Below are 15,283 nucleotides of genomic sequence, written 5' to 3' on the forward strand. Positions count from 1 at the left end.
AACCGGTGGCGTGAAGATCCACACCGCTTGAACGAGAGCTACGCGATCAATCTATATGAGGCACAACCCGAGTTACGCGATCAAATTGACATGAGGCACTACGTTGACACCCGGCCTGTATTCGAGTGGGAGTCGATGTTGGAGTAGTTCGGGGCGAGAACATCTCCATTAATATGAATTTGTTCGATTATGTGTAATTCCTTGGGGTCAACGGGGTCCTCTGCTAACCCATCGATCCCGAACACAGCCGATTGTCCCCAGTCAATGGGGGTCTTGAAGAAGACTGTTTCTCCCGGGACAACTTCCGTCACATATGAGCCAGACTCTAACGTTTCCGCTTCTTCAAAGCTCACGCTACCGATGACGTCCTTTGGAGTTGAAGGCTTAGGTTTGTCGATCGTGTCGCCTCCCGAACTCACTTCACTGACTCCGTCCGGCAGTTCATCAAGGTTCGTCGGCACCGGTTCTTCTATCACTCGAATGGCCGTGGGTAGAGTGTTGGCGTTATCGCCCTTGCCGCGTTTGATGGACAAGATCAGCTCGTCCGCTTTGGCGCACTCTTCGATCTTGGAATCAGGCGTACTTAACCGCGGATCCATCCCGTACGTGGAAACTGTATGGGAAACCAACGTGCCGAATCGCAACACATCTAAACCGCCATCGTACTGGTAACCGCATTCGGTTCCTTCCAGCGTGGACAAACTTGTTTTCCAAGTCCCCGAGGTTGCCAGTACTGATCCAGAAAGTTTGGGCGACTTAGCCAACACATTCACGTGGAGGGATGAGTCAGGTATCTGACGCTTGATCTTGTAGAAGACTTCAGTGTCTCCCTGATTGGAGCCGCTGACCTTGTCCTGGTACTGGCCCGAAGTCAGCTCGGGTGCGCTCTGTGCTTCACGGCTGCCTTGGACGGGCTCACCTTGGAGTGCGAAAGGACGGGCAGCACGAGCAGACAACCGACGCAGTGCGGAGTCCAGTTGATCTGCGTCTTTTGCGTCATAGTAGGAACCGTCGGTCAGCTCTGCGATACAGCTGAGCTGATTGCGGGCCTTGTCATTGACGGCGAAGCCGACCGCGTCGATGCGCATCGAAATGCCGCTGTCCGCAATGGATTCAACTTCCTTACAGGGATCAGGCACACAATTCTCTTCGCCATCTGAGACCAGAATGATGTGTCGATTACCTTCGTCGCCAAGGTCTTTGGCGCCTTCAAGAAGTGCGTGTGAAATCGGGGTTTGGCCGACCGCTTCGAAGTCGTTGACTGCGGCCTTGAGTTTTGCCCGGTCCAGTTGCTCAATCGGGTGAATCAACTGGGAATCTTGGCAGGCCTGTTTCGATGGATCAGCGTCGTTCTTATCTTTGACGGTTGCGCCGTATACCCGTAGTCCAACGTCGATGTTGGCAGGAAGGGAATCAATCGTGTTGTTGAGTGCCTTTTTTGCGGCTTCAAGGCGGGTAGTCCCACTGGGATCCTTGCGGTTCATGGACCCGGAAGCGTCGAGGATCAGCAAGACGGAAGACTTCTCATTCTCGCTTGGAGCTTGGTCCTGATCGGGTTCACCGGTGGCCGTTGCACCGGTAAGCCCTATCGTCAGGGACAGTAGGCCCGCCGCTGTGACCAGTTTTCGAATAAATTGCTGTTTTCTTTGCACGACGATTCCCAATCTATGAATTTGACTCAAGTAAAGCCGCAAAGAGGTGTAACCGGCAAGTAATTGAGGGTTCAAGACGCGAAAATGTCGTGATACTTAAAGAAAAAGAGCCCCCTGCCGGATTCGAACCGGCGACCTGCTGTTTACAAGACAGCTGCTCTGGCCAGCTGAGCTAAGGAGGCTTGCTGCATTGGCAACCTCTCTATCTTAACCCAGCAAGCTAGGGATAAGCGAACCGATCCGTCGGTGAGAATTTTTATCGGTCGTGTCGGGGGTGCTAAGATCAAATCTGCGCAAGCGCGGTTCCTTAGCTCAGTTGGTTAGAGCGTTCGCTTCACACGCGAAAGGTCGCTGGTTCGAGTCCAGTAGGAACCACTTTCTTGTTTAAACCTGCTTTAGCGTACGACCCATAGATCTAGAATCACGGCATCTGGCCTGCGCTCGCCACTTCCGATGATCAAGTGCTCGCTCAACCACTGATAGCGTGCAGCTGCCGTGCTGATCTTGGGGTGACACTTGAAGTAAACGCGTTCGGCGGGAACAGGCTGGCCCGCTAGCAGCGCGGCGGTGTCTTCTAGACTCGCGCTGCGGATCGCGTCATTGACGATATACAGTCGTTCACCGTCGCTGGTTTCCACCACGTACCGGGCATCCAAGAGGGCGACAGTGTCGCTTGCGACGAGTTGAAAGTCGGCCCCGGCGTCCAAGATGCGTCCGCGGAAGTGGGGGCCATCGACCGTTCCACCGGTGATTGGAATGATGCGCCGAAACCCGTCGGGAGTGTTTCCCACCTCAACAGGTGTGGCAACTTCAACATGAAACCGGGCCAAGTACTCCAATTCGGGTGCCGGGGGAGTGTGAAACATGAAAAGCTCCTATTAGAGGTATTTCTGGTGCGAGGGTCGAGAATTTCGGATTCGGTAGTTTTCCTTGTCAGCCTTCCGGAGCGTTTGTGATGGAATGCAGTCGAATAGGTACTAACAACAGGGTGGCAGCGCTGACCTGCATGTCTGACCAGAGCGTACGGCGCTCCGTGGAAAAGCTATGGGATATCTAACTCGATGTTAGGTGAGAGATCGGTCCCGCTCACACGTGAAACACAACAACACAAGGTTGCAGGCAGCTCTTCATTTTTCTGTGCTTCAGAGAAGAATACATCACGGTGGTCGATGCGACCTTGGAGGCTCAGAATCTTGACCTGGCATAACCCACACTCGCCTTTGCGACAGTCAAACATCATGTCCGCCCCGGCCCGTTCGAGGGCTTCTAGCAGGGATTCGTCTTGTTCCACTTGGGTGGTCAAACCCAGACGAGGAACCGTGACGGTGAACGGTTCTGGTTCAAACCATCCTGAATTACCGAAAGTTTCAAAGCGCAGATTGGTGATGTCTAAGTCGGTATCGTGCCAAGTTCTTCGAACAGCATCCATCAGTCGGATGGGCCCACACATATACAGCTCGGTATCGGAATCGATTTCTGCGACGAGCTGCTTGACGTTCAGCGGCTTGTTTTCTGCATCGACATAAATCGTAGCCTTCTCGCCGTGGTCAGCTATGACCCTATCTAGGTAGGCCATCGCGGCTCGGTGTCGACCGACGTAAATCAGGTGATAATTGGCGCCAACACGCCGCAGCGTATCTGCCATGGACAAGATTGCTGTGATGCCAATGCCACCGGCAAGCAAAACATATCTACGTGCCCCGATGCGCAAGGGGAAATCCTGTTGAGGTGAGCTCACGCGGAGACGACTGTCCGGAACTAGGGTGTGCATCATTATTGAGCCGCCCCGTGAGTTCGGAGTTCTGAATACGCTTAGCGCAACGGTCCCTGCTTGCCTATCTGCATCCACGATCGAATAGGACCGCTTCAACTGTCGTTCTGCTCCCGGCAGCAGAACGTCTATGTGCTCGCCGGCTTTACATGAAACATCGAAAGGAACCGCGAGTTCGATTCGTTTGATCTCCTCCGCCACCATTGTGGTGGCGACAACGGTGGCATCAAACCAGCTTTTGTCATGAAGGGTGCTCATATGCGTTTCTCCTATGCTTTCGGCGGCACAACAGTGGCGCGGCCTTCGGCCTGGAGGGCTCTCTCAAGGATCCTGCGCACCCACATTCCACCGGCATCAATGTTGAGGGAGTAGAACTCGTGATCGGGGTTAGCCTCGATCGCCTCTTGCTGCGCCTTGAGCATTTCTTCGTCCTCCCCGAATACCCCGTGGACGCCTTCCCGCAGTTGAGTGGTTATCAACTGCGAATCGAGACAATAGTTGCGCATGAAAGCCCAAAAATAATGACAGGAACGATCGGATTCCGGGGTAATGGTATTCATAACATAGCCGTTCACGCCCTGACTGCGGTCACCTTCTGGTGCGCCGGTGCCGGCTTTCGCCACGCCTACGTCAATGCAAATGGTCGACGGGTAGGTGTAATGAATGATTTGCCAACGATCAACTTTGCCCTCGAAGTCAGGAAACTTGTCGCGCATGTTTTTTAGCCAGAAAGGCGGCGGGTCGATGTCTCTCATCCACCGTGTGACCGTCACAGTTCTACCATCCTGGGTTGTTTCGAATTCTGCGTCAGACAATTCGTCCTGACCAATGGAAGACGAATGGACGAACTCTTCGTGCGTTAGATCCATGAGGTTGTCAAGCACTAGCTGGTAGTTGCAATCCGCGTGAATAGTCTTGCCGTCACCGGCCCACTCGGTCGAGCTCATTTGACTCATATCTGGAATGGTCTCGGCATCCGCCAGTTCTGGGTCGCCAAGCCAAACCCAGACGTAACGGTAGCGCTCTTCGACGAGATAGGACGGAACTGTGGCGGATGGGTTCAAGGTCTCTTGGGCCGGCATGTGAGTGCATCGGCCTGCTGAGTTGTATTGGAGGCCGTGGTAGGGGCATTGAATCTCGTCACGACCCATGAGTTTGCCCTTGGATAGTGGGGCCAGTCGGTGCCAGCAGGCATCCGCGAGTGCAACGGGTTTACCGTCCGTGGTGCGGTACAGGACGAGTGGCTTGTTGGCGATAGTCCGGGCTAGTGGGGTCCTGTTTACTTCGTGATCCCACGCCGCAACGTACCAAGCATTGAGTGGGTGCGGAAAGATCTTTGCGGTCGTGATGGTTTCTGCCTGCAGTGTCATAACATCCTCGAATAGCTAAGGGTGTAAATAACTAAGTAGTTAGTTAGTTTGTGTTGTGAGACACACATTACTGCAGCTTGTATGCTGTGACAAGAGTTCTGGAGAGGAAAATCTATGAGTCTGCGTGCTGCCCTATTGGCGCTGCTGTCATCCGGGCCGATGACGGGCTACGACGTCGTGAAGCAATTCTCCGGGTCCGTCGGTTATCTCTGGCAGGCCAAGGACTCACAGATTTATCCCGCGCTGCGCAAAATGGAAGAAGAGGGGCTGGTCGAGGGCAAGCTCGTTCCGTGGGGTAGTAAAGGCGCAGTGAAGACCGAGTACCAAGTGACTTCTAGTGGCATTGAAGAGCTGCGTCGCTGGCAGGAATCGGAACATGAGTATGGTCTGGAGCGCGACCCCGTTGAATTGCGGGTGGCTTACGGCGAATGGGCAGACCCAGGTGACCTCGAGCGAATGCTCAACCGGCACATTGACCATCAGAAGCGTGAGGCTGAGCGGGCACTTCGGCAGATCGCTGATATCGAAGGGCGTGTCTCGCCGGTCATCAAGCGTAGACTGGAAAGGTTTCCGGACGCGGATGCCGACCGGATCGTTCGCTTTAAAGTCCTTGCCTATCAGGGGCGCATCCAGCGCGCTGAGGCTGAAATCGCGTGGGCTAAGGCCGTGTTGCGTGAAATAGGGGCAGCCGACTCCGACTAGAAAGTGGCTGACGGATGGCGACAGCAACTTCAGCGTGTTGCACGGACGCGAATGCTCGCTCTGGCGTAAGGCGGAAGTCTGTATCTTACGAAAGCGACCAGTCAATGGGGCCAGCGCCCTGATCGGCTAGTAACGCATTGGTCTGACTGAATGGTTTGGATCCAAAGAAACCGCGGTACGCGGACAGGGGCGACGGGTGTGGACTCCGAACGAAGTGGGGTGCTCCGTGTTGCTCCAGCAGCGGTTCAAATTTACCGGCGTCAGCTCCCCACAAGATAGAGACGAGGGGCTTGTCCCGTTCAGCAAGTGCCACCACAGCGGCTTTAGTGATGACGTCCCAACCAAGACCGTGGTGTGACTTCGGGGCTCCAGCTTGCACGGTCAAGACTGTGTTTAACAGCATGACACCCTGCTGAGCCCACGCGCTGAGGTCACCATGCTCGGGCGGGACGATGCCCAGATCATCATGCAACTCTCGGTAGATGTTCTGCAGACTCTTCGGCAGCGGACGCACATGCTTGTCAACGGCGAAAGACATTCCAATAGGGTGACCGATCGTGGGGTAGGGATCCTGGCCCAACACCAAGACCTTGACCTCATCAAAGGGCTGCCGAAAAACGCGCAAGATGTTCTCAGGTGCAGGAAGAATAGTCTCACCCGCACTGCGCCGTTCTTTGAGTTGTTCGCCAATGCGCGCAAAGTCGTCGCGCAACGGAGCCAGGGCGCGAGCCCACCCGTCTTCGAGGGGGTCCCGAAACAACGTGTTGAGTTCGTCCATAGTCTCTTCAGTGCTCACCAGTCCATCTTCTCAATTCAGCGGGGTTAAGTAAGGAAGATTCTTAGCGGTTTTCTGCGCTGCAGTAATTGCGGTAGCCTGAACGGTGCTTGTTTGGCAGATCTGAGATTGAAAGGCAGGTGGGAAAACTGTGAGTGAAGAACGACGGCAACCACCGCAGCTGAGCGAACTAGATCGGCAGATCTTAGATTTCATGCGTAGAGACTATAAATATAAGGGCGCCCGGGACCTGGCGATCCAGCAAGAGTTTCAACTCAGCGCCATTCAATTTTTCCAGCGTCTGAACCACTTGTTAGACACCGAGGCCGCGTTGGCGCATGACCCAATTTTGGTCAACCAGCTTCGCCGCAACCGGCAGAATCCCTTCACAGCTCGGTAACTTAGACTTTTCTGCCCGACGAATCTGCGCAAAACCAGATAGAGTTTTCTGCAGGGTAACACTCGCACCACCAAGGAAAAGGTCAGGCATTGTCGTCTCCCAAGGATGCTGAGCGCAATCAAGGTCAACAGGACCTTCCACACGATGAATTCGATGACATCCCCTACGACGCGCGTTATTACGGGACTCATCGGAAGGCGGTGCCCCAAGTCCGTCAGCGCAACAGCCTCAAATGGGTGATCTTCGCTGGGGTGCTCGCCCTCATCATCGGCGCTTTCTCCTTCCTGATCTTGCCAACCCTGACCGGTACCGATAACGACAACGGTAACCAGACCGAAACCGAGCAAACACAGACCGAACAAACTCAAACGGATCAAGAGACCGGGCCTACCGAGGAAACAGAGACTTCGGACGAACAGAGCCCAGAGCAGTCCCCGGAAGAGACCGAAACGGAACCTGAGACGTCACCGACGCAGTCTCCAACCCAAAGCCCAACGGAAGAAGAAACCGAATCCACTCCAGCGGCCAATGTGAACTACGGCCTGAACGTCGAGGTCTACAACACCGCGGCTGCCCCGGGCGCTGCGGCCCAGGCCGGCCAGACGCTACGCAATGAGGGCTTCACGGTGCCCGTGACAGCCAACTGGCAAGGTTTCGCGGTAGCAACTAGCACCGTTTACTACGCCTCCGAGGACCAGCGAGACACCGCTCAAGCGGTCGCGGACTCGCTCGGAATCGGCAACGTCGAACAGCGGCAAGTCCCCGCAATTGTCGTGGTCCTCGCGTCCAACCAGTGACTCCCAAGTGCCCCTGCTTTACGCGCTGGGCGATCGGTCCTCTACCCACAAAAGTAGAGCTTGCACTCGCGTGTCCAGAGTGCTAATTTTTGACTTAGCACTCCGAAGTGGTGACTGCTAACGGCTTTGAAAGTTGTGGGCCGGTCAGACGCAGACATAGCAGCCACTAGCCTTCGAGAGGGAAACGACCTTTTCGTGGTGAAGACCCACACGTGGGGCTGTCCGTCGCGGGCACTGCAAAAGGTCCAAGCAGAACTGGAAGAAGTCCAGAAAGGACCCACACCTTCATGGCTAAGACCATTGCATTTGACGAAGAGGCCCGTCGCGGCCTCGAGCGCGGCCTGAACACCCTGGCCGACGCCGTCCGAGTCACCCTTGGCCCACGCGGGCGCAACGTCGTGTTGGAAAAGAAGTGGGGCGCACCCACCATCACCAACGACGGTGTCTCCATCGCCAAGGAAATCGAACTGGAAGACCCGTACGAGAAGATCGGCGCTGAGCTGGTCAAGGAAGTCGCCAAGAAGACTGACGATGTCGCAGGCGACGGCACCACCACCGCCACCGTACTGGCACAGGCGCTGGTCCGCGAAGGCCTGCGCAACGTCGCAGCCGGCGCAGACCCACTGTCCCTGAAGCGCGGCATCGACAAGGCTGTAGCCGCTGTCACCGAAGAACTCTTCGCCGCTGCCCGCGACGTTGAGACCAAAGAACAGATCGCCGCTACCGCGTCCATCTCCGCTGGCGACAACCAGATCGGTGAACTGATCGCCGAAGCCCTCGACAAGGTGGGCAAGGAAGGCGTCATTACCGTCGAGGAGTCGAACACCTTTGGCCTGGATCTGGAACTGACCGAAGGCATGCGCTTCGACAAGGGCTACATCTCCGGCTACTTCGTCACCGACGCAGAGCGCCAGGAAACCGTCCTCGAAGACCCATACATCCTGATCGCCAACTCCAAGATCTCCTCCGTCAAGGACATGGTCGCCGTGCTGGAGAAGGTCATGCAGTCCGGCAAGCCGCTGCTGATCATCGCCGAAGACATCGAAGGCGAAGCACTGGCCACCCTCGTGGTGAACAAGATCCGCGGCACCTTCAAGTCCGTTGCCGTAAAGGCCCCGGGCTTCGGTGACCGCCGCAAGGCCATGCTGGCCGACATCGCCATCCTCACCGGCGGACAGGTCATCTCCGAAGAGGTCGGCCTGAAGCTGGAGAACGCGACCCTCGACATGCTGGGCACCGCCCGCAAGGTCGTCGTCACCAAGGACGAAACCACCATTGTTGAAGGTGCAGGCGACGCTGAAGAGATCGCCGGCCGCGTGGCTCAGATCCGCGCTGAAATCGAGCACACCGACTCCGACTACGACCGCGAGAAGCTGCAGGAACGCCTGGCCAAGCTCGCCGGTGGTGTCGCCGTGCTCAAGGCCGGTGCCGCAACCGAAGTCGAACTGAAGGAACGCAAGCACCGCATTGAGGACGCTGTCCGCAACGCGAAGGCTGCCGTTGAAGAAGGCATCGTCGCCGGCGGTGGCGTTGCCCTGCTCCAGGCTGGCAAGAAGGCCCTAGAGAACCTGAACCTCGACGGTGACGAAGCCACCGGCGCCAACATCGTCAAGGTCGCTATCGAGGCCCCACTGAAGCAGATCGCCGAAAACGCCGGCATGGAGCCAGGCGTTGTCGCCGACAAGGTCAAGGACCTGCCAGATGGTCAGGGCCTGAACGCTGCAACCGGTGAATACGAAGACCTGCTGGAAGCCGGCGTGAACGACCCAGTGAAGGTGACCCGCTCTGCTCTGCAGAACGCCGCCTCCATCGCTGGCCTGTTCTTGACCACCGAAGCAGTCATCGCCGACAAGCCAGAACCAGCTGGCGCACCAGCCATGGGCGCCGATGAGATGGCAGGCATGGGCGGTATGGGCGGCTTCTAAGCCACACCAGCCGCTCACCGGCTAGCTCCGTGAGCTCAACCTAAACGGCCACCAGCCGCACCCCTTGTTCGCAAGGGACGGCTGGTGGCCGTCGGTCTTTAACCTTGAAGCTTTTAGCGTTGCAGCTCTTCGGCCAAATTACGTTTGGCTTGGGTTTCCCAACGGTCCCGCCCGGTGCGCGTGTTGTACAGCGGATCTTGCTCCAGTAGTGTGCGCAGCACCGCAGCTCGACCACGAGTGAAGATCTCTGCATCCAAGTGACCGTACTCGCTCATGATGCCCAGCCGGTAGCGTTCATACAGGGCCGGTGCTCGACCTAGGACCTCCAAGTCAGCATCGCTGAACAGCGCGCCAGCCTCATCATCATTTTCCGGCCGATGGTGGGTGGTCAACCGAACCAAGCGCGCCGTTTCTTCCACCTCAGAATCAGTGAGACCAAACTCTGACAAGGTCCTCTCCGCCAACTGCGCGGAGGCCTCCTCCGCTTCACCGGCGGCCCCGTCAACGAGATAGACCGCATCGTGGAACCACGCAGCCAACCGGAGCGCTCGCGGGTAGGCCCCGCTACTCTCGCCGTGCCGCTCCAAAAAGTCAATGGTGTTTAGAACGGCCAACAGATGGGTCTGATCATGGTAGCTGCGGTGGGGTTCGGCCCAACGATACAACAAGTCATCGCGGATCACCGACGCTGACGACAGCGCTTCAACGGGAAATAAGCGACCAAACCGGGACTTCAGCACACGCTGCACCTTGCTGGGACGGTGGGCCGCACGAATTCGCAAACCAGAGTCGGTAAGTCTACGGACTAGCTCTCCGGCAGTCACTTCCCGAGCGCCTAAGGCAACCACAGTCGGGTACCGGTGGGCGGGAACATCGTAGTGGTCCCCATCGAAAGCGCGACGGGACAGTCCGACAGCCTCGGCGAAGGCGTGCAACTCGTCCACACTCTCATCGGAAATGAGATGCGAAAAGACCGTGCCATGGGCAGGCCACTGCGGTGGATCGATGAAAAGCGCCATGTTCACAGTTTATTCGTCCGCCCACAAGATTCTTTACCGCAGCTTAACCTTCTCCTCATGGTGCATTGAGTTCTACGTTCCTTGAGTCGATTGGCTGGAAGTACCTGCATAAATCCTGTCTCGCTTTGAGGAGAGCATCACCATGTCACGTTTCAACCGCGCACTTGCACTGACCTTTGCCGCATCCCTGCTGTTAGCAGGTTGTTCCACGCCCGTTGACACCGCTGTTCCTGAAGGCCAGCAGGCCGGAGCGGGTTCTTGCCCGGACACACTTCGATTCTCCGACACCGGGGTTGAAGGACTTGAGACTCTTGTGCTCGAATTCGAAGACTTCCGAGTAGCCCTTGAGGAAGCCACCGGGAAGAACGTTGAGTTCTATCCGATCTCCTCCCGGACCGCAGCTGCGACTGCGTTGGAATTCGATGAGATCGATCTATTGTTGACCGGTCCGGCCGAATACGTGGTGCTGAAGCAGGAAGCCGACGCCATCCCCGTTGTCGGGGTAACCCGCCCGGATTACCGCGCGATCTTGATCGCTAAGAGTGACGACGGGATTGAAGAGGTCTCTGACCTGAAGGGCAAGACCGTGATCACCAAAGAGGTCGGTTCAACCTCCGGCCACCTAGGCCCACTGGAAATGCTTGTGAACGCCGGGCTGAAACCTGATGTTGATGTTGACGTGGTGCCGCTGGACTCAACCCGCATGGAGGCATTCGCCTCCGGTGAAGGGGACGCACTGGGCACCGGCCTGAAAGACTTCGAAGAAGTCGAAGAAGAGATGGGTGAAGGCTCAGTCTTCGTGCTGGAGGAAGGCCCGGATCTACCGAACGACCTGTTTGTTGCCGGTAAAGCTCTCGGTGATGAATGCGCATCCTGGCTGCAGGATACCCTCACCGAGAACCAAGACGTGCTTCTGGAAGCCATCGTGAAAACTGGCGAGAACGACAAGTACTTGGAGTCCGAATTCGTTCCGGCCAAGGACGAGGACTACAACCCAACCCGTACCGCCTTTGAGGCAGCAGGTTTCGAGCGCTACGCCGACCTGCCTGACGAGGACGAGCAGTGAGCCGCCCCACCGCAGAAACCGTCATTGATGTACAAGGGCTGACCAAAGATTTTGGTGCTCACCGGGCTCTGGACAAGGTCAGTCTCACGATAGACGCCGGGGAGAACGTCGTGCTGCTTGGAGCCAACGGCTCCGGCAAATCGACGTTGCTCAAGTGCCTGACACGGTTGGTCGAACCAACGGAGGGCACCATCCATGTCAACCAAGTAGATGTCATGAAATGTTCAAAGACGGAGCTGGCACGACTGCGCAAACACGTCGGTGTGGTGTTCCAGAACATCAACTTGATTGACCAACTCAGTGTGCTGACCAACGTTATCCACGGATCGCTCGGCCGTGCCCCCAGCATCAGAAATTGGTACGCAGCTACAGCATCCGCCGAGATTCGTGCCGAAGCTATGGATGCTCTGGCACGGGTCGACTTGGCGGAAATCGCCGACCGGCGCGCCTCAGCGCTCTCCGGTGGGCAGCGGCAACGCGTGGCCATTGCCCGGATGTTGATGCAACAACCCAAGATCGTGCTCGCCGACGAACCGGTGGCCGCACTGGACCCGCACGCGGGTCGGGAAGTCATGGACCTGCTCTGGGAGATCTGCTCCGAACAGAACCTCACCTTGGTCTGCACCCTGCACCAGTTGAATCTGGCGCGAGAGTACGGCGGACGCATGGTGGCATTGCGCGAAGGCAAGATCGATCTCGACACCCACATGGATTTGGTGGCAGACGAACAGCTCCAAGACATTTACACGATCCAGACAGCATCAGTCGGAAGGGGGAGCGAGTCGTGAGCCTGCTTCAGGATAAAACCACAACTGAACCACCCCAGCGATTCAAGCGCCCACGTGCCTCCACGATCGTGGTGCTCCTGCTCATCGGGCTTCTGACGCTGAATGGCTTGTTGCGGCTGGACTTGGATTTTGAGCGGATCTCGCTGGCACCAGAACGTTCGTGGAACTTCATCACCAGAGGCTTCCCACCGAACCTGGAGCGTGCGCCGCAACTGGGTGAAGCGATCCTTGAAACGCTGGAGATGGCCTTGATCGGCACCATGCTGGGTGTCTTGCTCAGTGTGCCGGTCTCTCTCTTGGCCGCACGAAACACCTCACCGCATCCGGCCATCTCGGCGACGTTGCGTCTGGTGTTGAGTGCCTTTCGCTCCATCCCAGATTTGGTCTGGGCCATGATTTTCGTGGTGTCCGTCGGGCTGGGGCCCTTGGCAGGAATTCTGGCTATCGCCGTAGATGTTCTCGGATTTGCTGGACGTTTCTTTGCCGAACGGGTTGAGGAGGTCGAGCGGGGACCGATCGACGCCATCCGTTCGACGGGGGCTAGGGGTGTGCCGGTCGTGGCGACCGCTATTCTGCCGGTCGTGTTTCCGTCCTTTTCCGGCACCAGCCTGTACTGCCTGGAGAAGTCGGTTCGAGGTGCCGTCGTGCTCGGCCTAGTGGGCGCCGGAGGTATCGGTGTCGAGCTCAATGTGGCGTTCCAGCTGCGTCAGTTCGATACCGCCTTTACGATCATCATCATGATCTTGGTCGTTGTCCTCTTGGCCGAACGGCTCAGCTCCGAAGTCCGCAAGCGAATGCTCGCCGACGTTGGTTTCGGCCGCGGACTCTAATCTCTCTCTCGCGCGCTACTAGCGGACTGGGCGTGGGCTACAGAAAGAATCTTTCGCTGTAGCCCACGCCCAGTTTGCTGTCTTAAAACTTGAACATGGCCGCGTTGGCGCGTTCGGCTTCGGCGTACTGTTTGGAGGCCGACGCCAATGCGGTACGGATGCTCCCCAACGACTCTTCGACTTTTGCTTGGGTTGCTCGCCATTGGCTCAGCACGGACATGAAGTTGTTGGCGGCTTGGCCCCGCCAGGAGTCTTTCAGGAGGCGTAGGTTCGCGTCCATGGTGTTGACCTCGGTCTGCAATCTGCTGATGGAGCCCTGTACGGCGGCGGATTTGCTCTGCAGATCCGCGGCATCAACCTGAAAACTGGTCATGGTCTCTTCCTTTGCTGTCGAAGCGGATGTGCCGGTGATACGAGCACGAGGCCAAGTATCCGCTTCGGTGGAGTCAACGCGGACCGGGTAGCGACGTGAGAAAGAGCAATTTCACAAGCTAGGTGGTCTGTGGAGGACGGCGTCTGCGGAAGTGTTAGGCGGAGTTTTTCCCGTTAGGACGTTTCGGGTTTTTCTTGCCACCGCGGAACAGACCAAGTGGGCCGGTACGCGCTTTCTTGGTGGCTGCGGGTGGTTGTTCAGGTTCGACTTCGACTTGGGCGCGGGTCTCATCGGTGGCGCTGAACTGGGGGAGTTCGAGCGCATCATGTTCCAGGTCCGCGTCCGGGGCGTGCGGAATCTTCACCGCCATGGTGGCGCCGCCACCTTCCGTGGGCCGGACCGTGACGGAACCGTCGTGTTGGGCGACAATGCCCGCCACGATGGCCAAACCAAGTCCGGTTCCGCCGGTTTCCGACTGACGGGATGAGTCCGCGCGGTAGAAGCGTTGGAAGATCCGGTTGGCGTCTTCGTCAGAGATGCCTTCGCCGTGGTCGATAATCTCTACGACGGCGTTCTGGTGGCCTTCGATGACCGGTTCGACACCGACCGCGATTTCAAGATCCGTGCCTTCCGGGGTGTAACGCAGCGCGTTCGACATGAGGTTGGCGATGACTTGGCGCAGTTTGCCCTCATCGCCTTGGACGGTGGCTGACCGGGGGATGCCGCCATCGAGTCCGATGAGGGTGACTCGTCGGGTAGGGGCGCTAACCTTGGCGTCCAAGACCGCATCGTTGGCAAGGACCAGTAGGTCCAACGGCTGAATGTCTAGGCGGCGTTGCTCATCGAGCCGGGCGAGGGTTAACAGGTCCTCGACCAGCTGGCTCATGCGGGTTGCCTCAGAGTTGATTCGGGCCATCGCCACCGAGGTGTCTTCGGCGGAGGTAATGCCGCCCTTGCCGTACAACTCCGAGAAGCCACGGATGGTGACCAGCGGGGTTCGTAGTTCGTGGGAGGCGTCTTGAACGAACTGGCGCATTCTGTTCTCGGACTCTTCTTTGGCCCGGAAGGCGCCTTCCACGTGGGAGAGCATGGCGTTCAGGGAGCGCGAAAGCCGACCGACTTCAGTGTCTGGGGGGCCCAAGTCTACGCGTTGGGACAGGTCGCCTGCCGCGATCTTGGCGGCAGTTTTTTCCACGCGCAACAGCGGTTGGAAGGCTCTGGTCGCCAGCATGTAGGCGATCATCGATGCGGTCACGGTGGCCATGAGGCCCACGGTGGCCACCAGTGTGGTGGCTCGTTCCACCGGGGTGGTGATCTGGTTCATGGGTAGCGCAATCGCCACGGATCCGGTTCCGGACTCCAGCCGGTACATGCGTACGCGCCAGCCGGCAGAGTGTTCCTTGGTGCCGGCTACGGTGAACGAGCGGTTCGCGTGTTGGGCGACTTCGTGTTCATCCCAGGCGGGGATCTGTGGTGCGTCCTGTTCGGAGGAGACCTGCGTGGTGGCGCTGGTGAGTTCGCCGTCGTTCGTCAGCAGGACCCCGTAGAAACGCAGGATGGACTGCGGGTTGTAGTACACGGAGGTGTCTGAACCCATCGAGGTCAGGTACACCGAGACGTTGTTGCGGTTGGCGTGCAGGTCTTCGTCCATTCTGGTGATGAGTTCAGAACGGAACAGGGTTGCGGCCAGCGCCGTGGTGACCACGATGGTGGCCAGCAGCAGGGCGCTCATCATCACCACCAGCTGGGTGCGCAGGGAGAGCGAACGCCAGCTTTGTCTGATGGTGCTGAAGAACCGGGTCATGAAAGAAAAGT

General features: G+C 57.6%; 15 protein-coding genes and 2 tRNA genes. 8 read left to right on the forward strand and 9 right to left on the reverse strand.

Going from position 1 to position 15,283, the window contains the following annotated elements; translation table 11 throughout:
• Window positions 1-98: 98 nt before the first annotated feature.
• Window positions 99-1,652 (reverse strand): vWA domain-containing protein, encoded by a 1,554-nt coding sequence (locus ACFFFR_RS05375; RefSeq protein WP_377458507.1) that lies wholly within the window; start codon window positions 1,650-1,652, stop codon window positions 99-101.
• Between the two features lie 108 nt (window positions 1,653-1,760).
• A tRNA-Thr gene (locus tag ACFFFR_RS05380) sits at window positions 1,761-1,834 on the reverse strand.
• Window positions 1,835-1,953: 119 nt separating this feature from the next.
• Here ACFFFR_RS05380 and ACFFFR_RS05385 point away from each other — a divergent pair.
• Window positions 1,954-2,027: transfer RNA gene (locus ACFFFR_RS05385), tRNA-Val, on the forward strand.
• 20 nt (window positions 2,028-2,047) lie between these two features.
• On the opposite strand, the gene ACFFFR_RS05390 is transcribed toward ACFFFR_RS05385, so the two are convergent.
• The 3 genes from ACFFFR_RS05390 to ACFFFR_RS05400 all read right to left on the reverse strand — a co-directional run bounded on the left by ACFFFR_RS05390 (window position 2,048) and on the right by ACFFFR_RS05400 (window position 4,793).
• Window positions 2,048-2,518, reverse strand: coding sequence for a DUF3237 domain-containing protein (locus tag ACFFFR_RS05390; protein WP_377458509.1), 471 nt, complete (start codon window positions 2,516-2,518; stop codon window positions 2,048-2,050).
• A 176-nt stretch (window positions 2,519-2,694) separates the two neighbouring features.
• Window positions 2,695-3,681 (reverse strand): PDR/VanB family oxidoreductase, encoded by a 987-nt coding sequence (locus ACFFFR_RS05395; RefSeq protein ID WP_377458511.1) that lies wholly within the window; start codon window positions 3,679-3,681, stop codon window positions 2,695-2,697.
• An 11-nt stretch (window positions 3,682-3,692) separates the two neighbouring features.
• Complete coding sequence (locus ACFFFR_RS05400; RefSeq protein ID WP_377458513.1) at window positions 3,693-4,793, reverse strand: aromatic ring-hydroxylating dioxygenase subunit alpha; 1,101 nt, start codon at window positions 4,791-4,793, stop codon at window positions 3,693-3,695.
• Between the two features lie 114 nt (window positions 4,794-4,907).
• Between ACFFFR_RS05400 and ACFFFR_RS05405 the strand changes: the two genes are divergently transcribed.
• Entirely contained in the window at window positions 4,908-5,495 is a 588-nt protein-coding gene (locus ACFFFR_RS05405; RefSeq protein WP_377458515.1) for a helix-turn-helix transcriptional regulator, read from the forward strand.
• Window positions 5,496-5,580: 85 nt separating this feature from the next.
• On the opposite strand, the gene ACFFFR_RS05410 is transcribed toward ACFFFR_RS05405, so the two are convergent.
• On the reverse strand, window positions 5,581-6,273 hold the full coding sequence (locus tag ACFFFR_RS05410; RefSeq protein WP_377458636.1) for a uracil-DNA glycosylase: 693 nt from the start codon (window positions 6,271-6,273) through the stop codon (window positions 5,581-5,583).
• A gap of 148 nt (window positions 6,274-6,421) precedes the next feature.
• On the opposite strand from ACFFFR_RS05410, the gene ACFFFR_RS05415 reads away from it, so the two are divergent.
• The 3 genes from ACFFFR_RS05415 to groL all read left to right on the forward strand — a co-directional run bounded on the left by ACFFFR_RS05415 (window position 6,422) and on the right by groL (window position 9,392).
• Complete coding sequence (locus ACFFFR_RS05415; protein WP_377458517.1) at window positions 6,422-6,670, forward strand: DUF3263 domain-containing protein; 249 nt, start codon at window positions 6,422-6,424, stop codon at window positions 6,668-6,670.
• An 89-nt stretch (window positions 6,671-6,759) separates the two neighbouring features.
• Entirely contained in the window at window positions 6,760-7,467 is a 708-nt protein-coding gene (locus ACFFFR_RS05420) for a LytR C-terminal domain-containing protein (protein WP_377458518.1), read from the forward strand.
• 287 nt (window positions 7,468-7,754) lie between these two features.
• Complete coding sequence (gene groL / locus ACFFFR_RS05425; RefSeq protein WP_377458520.1) at window positions 7,755-9,392, forward strand: chaperonin GroEL; 1,638 nt, start codon at window positions 7,755-7,757, stop codon at window positions 9,390-9,392.
• Between the two features lie 113 nt (window positions 9,393-9,505).
• Here the strand turns inward: groL and ACFFFR_RS05430 are convergent, their stop codons facing one another.
• On the reverse strand, window positions 9,506-10,411 hold the full coding sequence (locus ACFFFR_RS05430; RefSeq protein ID WP_377458521.1) for a DUF4031 domain-containing protein: 906 nt from the start codon (window positions 10,409-10,411) through the stop codon (window positions 9,506-9,508).
• A 142-nt stretch (window positions 10,412-10,553) separates the two neighbouring features.
• Between ACFFFR_RS05430 and ACFFFR_RS05435 the strand changes: the two genes are divergently transcribed.
• From ACFFFR_RS05435 to phnE, 3 genes are read left to right on the forward strand one after another with little or no spacing between them, the layout of a single operon-like run.
• Window positions 10,554-11,477: a PhnD/SsuA/transferrin family substrate-binding protein gene (locus ACFFFR_RS05435; RefSeq protein WP_377458522.1), complete on the forward strand. Its 924-nt coding sequence runs from the start codon at window positions 10,554-10,556 to the stop codon at window positions 11,475-11,477.
• Window positions 11,474-12,265, forward strand: a complete 792-nt coding sequence (phnC, locus tag ACFFFR_RS05440) for a phosphonate ABC transporter ATP-binding protein (protein ID WP_377458524.1) — start codon at window positions 11,474-11,476, stop codon at window positions 12,263-12,265. Before ACFFFR_RS05435 ends, phnC begins: the two co-directional genes overlap by 4 nt.
• On the forward strand, window positions 12,262-13,095 hold the full coding sequence (gene phnE, locus ACFFFR_RS05445) for a phosphonate ABC transporter, permease protein PhnE (protein ID WP_377458526.1): 834 nt from the start codon (window positions 12,262-12,264) through the stop codon (window positions 13,093-13,095). Before phnC ends, phnE begins: the two co-directional genes overlap by 4 nt.
• Before the next feature lie 82 nt (window positions 13,096-13,177).
• On the opposite strand, the gene ACFFFR_RS05450 is transcribed toward phnE, so the two are convergent.
• Window positions 13,178-13,468 carry a WXG100 family type VII secretion target gene (locus ACFFFR_RS05450; RefSeq protein WP_377458528.1) on the reverse strand — a complete coding sequence of 97 codons (291 nt, stop codon included), beginning with the start codon at window positions 13,466-13,468 and terminating at the stop codon, window positions 13,178-13,180.
• Window positions 13,469-13,622: 154 nt separating this feature from the next.
• Complete coding sequence (locus ACFFFR_RS05455) at window positions 13,623-15,272, reverse strand: sensor histidine kinase (RefSeq protein ID WP_377458529.1); 1,650 nt, start codon at window positions 15,270-15,272, stop codon at window positions 13,623-13,625.
• Between the last annotated feature and the right edge of the window lie 11 nt (window positions 15,273-15,283).

Source organism: Micrococcoides hystricis, from assembly GCF_042434215.1.
GTDB lineage: Bacteria > Actinomycetota > Actinomycetes > Actinomycetales > Micrococcaceae > Micrococcoides > Micrococcoides hystricis.